This window comes from Telluria sp. ZB4P34 (assembly GCF_059686055.1).
Genome location: NZ_JCASIF010000021.1, coordinates 62,370 through 69,815, shown reverse-complemented (window position 1 = coordinate 69,815; position 7,446 = coordinate 62,370). Strand labels below are relative to the sequence as shown.

Genomic DNA, 7,446 nt, shown 5'->3' with positions numbered 1-7,446 from the left:
TCTTCGGACACCGTCACGACTTCGATGGTTTGGTTGTTCCTAGTCATACTCACAGTCATATTCCCATCCGTTAGGATACAGCATCGACTGTGTCTGGTGAATCAAGGGGCTATCTCAGTCCATGGCCATCCAGCAAAGCTTCGCGCATAGGTATGTAGCCAGGCTTCCACGCCGTCACGCTTGGAAATGAGCTTCGCATAGCGCTAAGAATTCGCATACCTGACCAATCGAGGTCGCCCCAGAAGTACGCTGGAGCTGTTGAAGCATCTCCTTCTTCGCTCAGCCATTGCTCAAATCGAGTGCGTGCATCGCTCGAGAGTTCTCCCCGCTGAGAGTAGTAGATGGACCCATCAGTTCGCATCCTACGAGCACTACCTTTGAAGCCTGATGCGAACACCAAGGCTTGCCCTGAAAACTTGCCGGAGCGCGAACGTGTTGCTTGTTCGAAGCTCATCTGGTTCTCGACAAACAGGACTGACTCAAAGCAACCAAAAGGTAAAAAAACCTGCAACTGGATAGGAGACTCAGCGAAGGGACACTCGAGCGTGCCGAGCACCGCAGCTACAAGCCCTTGACGCTTATCAAGAACCTTGGACATCCCCCAGAACAACTGAGCTGACACTTCCCGGAGCAACAATGGCTCAGTCGCCAGTTCCTGCAGACGGTTCAACTGCTGAACAACTTCGACCATTGAACGGTCAGGCATATCGATGCAGTAGTCGCCTGCTAGACGTTTGACATCGTCGCATGCGTCCAAATGCATAGCTAAAACTTCACGCCAACGCTCACTACTAGAGCGAACGCGCTCTGGCCGGCCAACCTGGCGCCTGATTTCCTGTTCGTTTATAACAGTAAGCCGCGGCGAACGAGCATATCCAGAGGAAGAGCGAATGGCAGCTTCAGGCTTGATTTGCACCCATCTCCAGCGCGCTAGCGTCGTAGCATGCTCCCACAAATCTTCTTTGTCAGATTCAAACGTGGCCTGATACAGAGCTGGCCAGGTTCGGGCATCAAGGGCGACAGATTGTGTCCGACCACTACCTCGCTGCTCGGCAGCATCCAAGCGGTCCACAAGCATATTGAATAGTTGCTGGACGGCGTCCGACTCAAGCCAAAGCGGAGTTTCGGTCATGGAGTCGCTTCCGCTAACACTGCTGCGGAAGCGTCAAGCGCTGCTGCTTCTGCTGCAAAGACAAGCTTTGCCTGTTCACGCACTATTGAACGCTGTTGCTCCCATAGCTCACGCATGCGGTCGGTCTTCAGAATGCGCTCATCGCAGTCAGAAACGAAGTCGAGCTCTCCATTCTCGTCGACTTCCGCCCGAGTGAAGCTGTACTCGCGATTGAACTCGTCTCGCAGTCCTCCTGCTGCCTTGGTTGGCATCGCACTAATGACTTGGAGCTTGAGACTATCCCGTAAGAACTTCAAGACGTCCCGGGCGCGCTGTTCGTCCATCTTCGAGAAAGACTCATCGTTGACCAGCAACTTGAGGCTCGGTCCCTTCTCGAAGAACTTTAATCGGTTCGTAACGATAGCGGCCCGAACAATATAAGCCGGCGTCTCAAGCTGGCCACCAGAACCCGTACCCCAAGTCGACAGAGCTATGCGCCCACCGCTGTCTGACTCATTCCATATCTCATATCGACGGTAGTTGCGATAGTCCGCAATGCGCATCAACTCGCGACTCGCAACGTCTTGGTTCTTGTCCAGCAGTAGACCTACGAGTCGGTCTCGCACAGCGATGTGCTTCGGCGGCAACTCAACTTCGCTGAACAGGTCTACAACATCGTTAGAGTCAGCCAGCTCTGTCACAGCGCGGAAGAATGCATGGTATTCCTCAAACTCTGGCTCCCAACGAGACCAATCGATGGTGAAGCGGTCTGACCCGAACTTCAGATGCTGCAGTTCGGTGTTGAGTTGTCTCAGTGTCCGGACTCCATCATCAACCTTCGTCTTAATCTCAACGCAGAACTGCTTCGTAAACACGTCGTGGAATGACCGTTCAGCCTTGGACAGTGCATCACGGTTGTTGTACACCCCAACGCCTTCCATGTCCTTGTGCAGCTGGCTTACTGCTCGTCCAAGATTGGCTAATGGGCCGTAGTAAGGGTCGAACGTAGTATCGTCCATGAGATGCGGAAGCGCAGACTAAAACCTCTCGTCAGACTTGGCTAGCTGGTTGTACTCAGCAAGCATCTCTCGAACCTCACCAAGATGGGTGACCGGGGTAATCCGTAGTGATGCCAATCTGTGCTGTACTGCTGCGACATCTAGCGTCTGCGCTTGGAACTCGTCTTCAACAACCTGGGCCATGACTGTGTAGGTCTGCTCTGCATTCGCTTCACACAAATGCTTAAGTCGACCTAGCTGGTGCTCGTGCTCCTGGTGCCGAGCATCGCCCCGGCTACTGATACGGCGAATCGCCTCTTCAGCTTCGGAAATGCGCTTTTCAGCTAAGACAATCTCCTTCTTCGAGACTTCTATCGACTCGTCACACGCCAGAATCTCATCCACAAGTTGCTTCAACCTTCCTTGTAAGTCGTCGACTTCCGTTAGGTCTAGCTGCAACAGCGCACGGCGTGCATGGTCGATGTCGCCTGCATGGTTTTCAAGCGAGGAGGCGTGAAATATTGGCTCCTTCAAGTTCATCAAGAGACGTTCCACGGTACGTAACGTTACCCGTAATGCCTCAAGCCGGGCGACCTCTGCTTCCGCGGAAGCCAGCTGGCTCGTCACCTCTTGAAGGGCTCGCTCCCGTGCCTTGCGTCCAAAGACAAGGCTTCGCTGCTCACACAAAAACATTGTGCGTGCACCGCTCCCCTTACCGTCTTTTGTCAGGCCTCGCGAGGTGTGCCGCAACTGTTCAGTAGTTTGCACTTTGACTACCGGACCGTACTGCTCGATGAGGTACGCCTTCGCAATCGGATTGTCCGTCTTTAGCTCGTGAATAATCGAGTCGCTTGGCACGCGCGACGCGTCAGCACGGTCTAAACACTTTCGCCCTTGGACAACGCGGATGCGTCCACTGTAGCTCTGCAGGTAGTCGACAACACGAGCCTCCCACTCTGGCTTCACGATGAAGTTGAAACGCGAGTTGTCCAAATAGCCTTCAATAGCGGCCTGCCATGCCTCTGATGCTGGCTCAATCAGGTCAGCCAGAATTTGCACGTTCGCTTCAGGATAGACCTCTCGAATTCGTTCAAGAGCATTGGTGAAGACGCGCTCGTAATCGCCTCCGCCGGCAGCTAAGCGCGCCTTCTTACCAGCTAGCTCGCTAACCGATACTTGGGCAGCCATGGACCGCTCACTCAACGTCGACGCTTCCGCGGCAATCGCTGTTGCTGCACTTCCACTAGGCCCAACCATCGCAGCATATAGCTCAGGAATGCCCGTGTTTGTTCCTTCGAAGGCCGTCGCTAGCTGCCGAAGCACAAATGCATCAAGCTCACCATCTACGGAGGCTTCAGCGACCTTCTCACGTAGGTGCGATAACCTATCAAGGGCAGTTGCCGCTGTGGCTTCAGCTACAGCACTCACAGCAGCTCGCAGCTTTGGAAACTGTTCCGGAACAGGCTTACCCAAGAGTTCTCTAGCTGCGTTGTCCAACTGTGCGGCCGACAGTAACGAACGATTTAGTCCGTCGAGGATAGATTTTGCAGAGCTGGTCGCGCGTCTAAGGCTCTCTTCCAGCCGTTCCTTTTCTCCGTAGGCTTGAATACCGCTTAGCTTGGCCGCTATATCGATACGGCTGGCATCAAGCCCCTTACGTACATTTGCTTCGCTACTGACCTTCGTAGTGTGACGCTCTAGATGGGCTCTCGCACTAGCGATAGTCGAAGTTTCATTAGCGGTCGCTTCCGCAGCGGCACGTAGCTGCAGCTTTGAAAGCAGCAGGTCATACTGCACCTGCTGCTCAAACGCAGTTGTAGTCTTCCCAATGGCTGTCTTGAGCTCCTTGAGACGTTGCACGGTAGCGCCGATTCGTTCACCTTCTTCGCGCAGGTTCGTTACCTGGCGCATGAGGTCGCTGATGCGACTTATGCTCTCCTGCAGGTGCTTCGCATCAAACTCGAGAATCTCGTCTCGAACGAGGTCATGTACAGAGCCAATCTTTCGATAGGCAATTGATTGACACCAGGCCTTCGCAGCGTTCTGCGCTTCGTCCCACGGCACTGAAAGCTTGCCGCGGAACCGGCCAAAAAGTGCGCAAACATAGTTCTTCTTTTGACTCTCGAACGGGGTAACTCGCCGATACTTTTCCTTCAAACGCCTAGCGATATCCTCAACCGCAACCCACTGATTCGCCACGACGTCCTTAAGGAAATCCGTGTACGTCAGGATGGCATCGTCAACGATGACTAACTCGAGCTTTTCTAGCTTCGCATCTCGTCGCTCACCGACTGTTTCTAATCGCGCTGACGCGCCAATGACGGCGGTAAAAGGCTTCATATCGTTCTCGCCTTCACTTGGCCGAAACACTGCTGCTACATAGGCATGCGCACCATTAGGCCTGGAGAAGCGGCTGTACTCGGCGCCGACCACGTACGACTCCACAGTACGCTTCGATTTGCCACCACGCTGCCCCTGTGAGACCTCATCCTGACCCGGGTTGTAGTTGTATATCCCCGCTATCACCGCCGTCATCACGGTTTGCAGGGCATCTAACATTGTCGACTTGCCAGACCCTGTTTGACCTGTCAGTAGCGTCAGGTCTCCCATGTCGTAGTCCCCAGGACGTATCTGCCCCCAGTTCACTAGAATCAAGCGGTCCAGCTTCATTAGGTATTCTCCTCAACAGTGGTCTCTACAACAATCACACCGTCAGCATCCAACGCAGACGTTAGTGCGTCGTTGCTAACAATGCCAAGGATGGTCGCGCGTATCGCTAATAGTGCGTCCTCGTCAGAAATGGAGAACGTGGCGCTGTAGGTGATGATGCGGTGACGTCGTAGCTCTGCTAGCAAAGCCATCTTGTCGCTAACACTCGCTGGCAACGGACGTTTCAGCTGCGTGAGCATCGTCGCAGCAAGCTCTTCAAAGCTGACCAGTGCATCGCCCTGTGGCTGAATATCGCCGTTGCTGAGTTTGCCTTGATAGAGAAAGCGCAGGGCCAGCGCTGCTGCGACGAAATCAGTAGAGACTCGGGCCCGTAGCGAAGGCACGGCCTCGAGTGCATCCTCATCTAACCCGTCCACAACAGCTCCAGGTGCGTATAACCGGTAGAACTGATTAGTAAGGTCGTGGTGCAGGAGGAAGCCGGCAACGTCGAGGTAGTCCTTCAGTAAGGTTTCTACTCGCCGGATATCGTCATATAGCAGCTGCTCCGTCTTGTCTTCATCCCTAACAACGACCCCGTACGCTAGTAAGCGACAGAGGATTTCTTGGAAGCGCTCAGGTCTTACGTTTGCGATGGCAAGCTGTTCGCGCAGGAAGTCCGATAAGGTCATTTTTTGAAATCAATCTCATAGTCGTCGCCGCTATAGAAGTCGTTGTCTAGGCGGCTGGGTAGCTTGCGGGCTAACAGGTCATTACCTCGGGCGTTGCGTACGGCCTCAACCGACTGCATTGTCCGGATGACGTCACGCGCCGTAGAACTGGAAAGCGAAGAAAGCCGGATAGGATGTTGGAACAGCCGCAAGTCCCCGCGTAGCTTCTCTGCAAGCTCTTCATTGGGTAGCGAAAAAGCCTCCGCCTCTGCGCGGCGCATTGCGCCCAGGAGTCGTTGCTCATAGCTCGGTCGAGGTTGGATAGATACGGTTACAGCTTTGCGTCGCTGGCTAGCGCTACGCAGCTTGAAGCTAGAAGGGTCAAGCACCCTAACCTCTGCTGAGGCAAGCCTTTCACCAATTTTGGACAACAACATGTCTTGCGCCGCCCCTGTTGATTGGGCTACTTGGTGGATGGCTGCTACGTAAGCATGACGCGTTTGCCCGGCTCGAAGCATCATTGACTGCAGTGCGAGTCCATGAACACGCTTCATGTAGGTTTCCATCGCCTTTAGGAACCCTGGCTGCTTTGATTCGCACGCTGCGTCGACAATGTCCTCGATGCGATTAAGCAGCCACTCGTAGACAGACGGTCCTGTGTGCTCCCTTACAGCCCACTGCGCAATGTCATACAGCTGCGAGTCGATGCGCTTGTACTTGTTCTCGGGGACGATGCGTAACTTTTCTAACTTCTGCCGGATGGACTGCCGATTCAGCGTGGCATTGTCGGCAGTCAGTTGCTTGGAGTAGTCGCGTTCGAAACGCTCAAGGAATTCAACGAATTCGCCCCACTGACTATGGACGGAAGCGTTTTGCATCAGATGACGCACGAGCTCCTGAAAATAATCGATACCGTCGGTAAGGTCTTCAATTACCTTCTCTGCGTATTCGTACGCATCGACTAAATCATGTGCGTCGCCACGTTCGCCAAGTGCAGCTTCAAGAGCATTACGGCAGCCACGCATGTTGCGTTGCCGGCTACGGCTCGGTCGGTCTAAGGACCACAGCGCTTCGGCAAAGAGTTTTCCTGGGCGAGAGAAGCGGAATGCTGTTACTAGACCGTTCCGGTCTGCGAACTGTTCGAGCCAACCGTCGGCAAGCAGCAGGCGTATGACTGCAGAAGTTAGCTGCGTTGGCTCGATGGCCTCAAGCGAGTTGAGTTCGTCAATCTCTACGTCAGCAGATAAAACTCCAGAGCGCTCGGTGACAACAGGAAGAAGCAGCTCCCTTAATGCGTCTCGAGTTAGGTTGTGGGAGTAGTCAGCTGCAGGGCCATGCAAGCGCTCGAATAAAGTCCTCAAGCAGGCGGCAACTAACTCGCGTCGGGAACTGTTCAGAGGGCGGAAAAATCGAGCGCGTTCCGCTTGAAAGAATAATCCCGCAGCCATTCTTAGTCTCCAATGACCGTTGCAGTCAAAGCCTGCGTATGTCTTGGATGCTGGTAGGGTACGGTGAGCAAGATTGTCACCTCAAGGATACTTACGAAAAGTACGGACTCGCTCACTCGAGCGCCTTAGTGTTTTTTCTAGCATGTGACCGTATGCACTGTGCGTCCCGGCTTGGGCCCTGCGTCTCAGCTACGACGTTGACGCACTAGGAGTCATTCACCGTCAGTGTTCGTGCGCACAATCAGCCTCCAACGTATAGGACCTTCCTCAGTGCTGTGTTGGTGATGGTTCTGTGGCGGGAAGGGGTCACCCTTGTTGGAGGTCACTTCTTTCTTGCAGCCAATGCATTTGTAGATTCCTGAATATAGGACTTCGGCACCTGGACCAAAATCCTTCGTCCAGTGCGCCTGGCTACCGACAACCTTAATTACATCCGACGTATCTTTAAACCAAGCCATGCTACAACTCCTACAAATCATCCTGAAAATTTGGCTAGCTGAGTCGCTTTGAACTAGAGCTCAAATGATAAGCAATAGGCTAATAACTATGGCACGCTTGACTTAAGGAAACAA

Annotated in this window: 5 protein-coding genes; all 5 read right to left on the bottom strand. The window is 53.7% G+C overall.

Going from position 1 to position 7,446, the window contains the following annotated elements; genetic code table 11:
- Positions 1-109 precede the first annotated feature (109 nt).
- The 5 genes from AC56KL_RS21675 to AC56KL_RS21655 are packed head-to-tail and all read right to left on the bottom strand — an operon-like array spanning position 110 to position 6,874.
- The gene (locus AC56KL_RS21675) at positions 110-1,132 is read right to left on the bottom strand and encodes a Wadjet anti-phage system protein JetD domain-containing protein (RefSeq protein WP_497182247.1); all 1,023 of its coding nucleotides are present in this window, start codon (positions 1,130-1,132) and stop codon (positions 110-112) included.
- Entirely contained in the window at positions 1,129-2,130 is a 1,002-nt protein-coding gene (locus AC56KL_RS21670; RefSeq protein ID WP_497182246.1) for an SbcC/MukB-like Walker B domain-containing protein, read from the bottom strand. Before AC56KL_RS21670 ends, AC56KL_RS21675 begins: the two co-directional genes overlap by 4 nt.
- A gap of 18 nt (positions 2,131-2,148) precedes the next feature.
- Positions 2,149-4,779 (bottom strand): ATP-binding protein, encoded by a 2,631-nt coding sequence (locus AC56KL_RS21665; protein ID WP_497182245.1) that lies wholly within the window; start codon positions 4,777-4,779, stop codon positions 2,149-2,151.
- A complete protein-coding gene (locus AC56KL_RS21660; RefSeq protein WP_497182244.1) occupies positions 4,779-5,447 on the bottom strand; it encodes a DUF4194 domain-containing protein in 669 nt (222 codons plus the stop codon). Before AC56KL_RS21660 ends, AC56KL_RS21665 begins: the two co-directional genes overlap by 1 nt.
- Positions 5,444-6,874, bottom strand: coding sequence for a Wadjet anti-phage system protein JetA family protein (locus AC56KL_RS21655; protein ID WP_497182243.1), 1,431 nt, complete (start codon positions 6,872-6,874; stop codon positions 5,444-5,446). Before AC56KL_RS21655 ends, AC56KL_RS21660 begins: the two co-directional genes overlap by 4 nt.
- Positions 6,875-7,446: the final 572 nt, after the last annotated feature.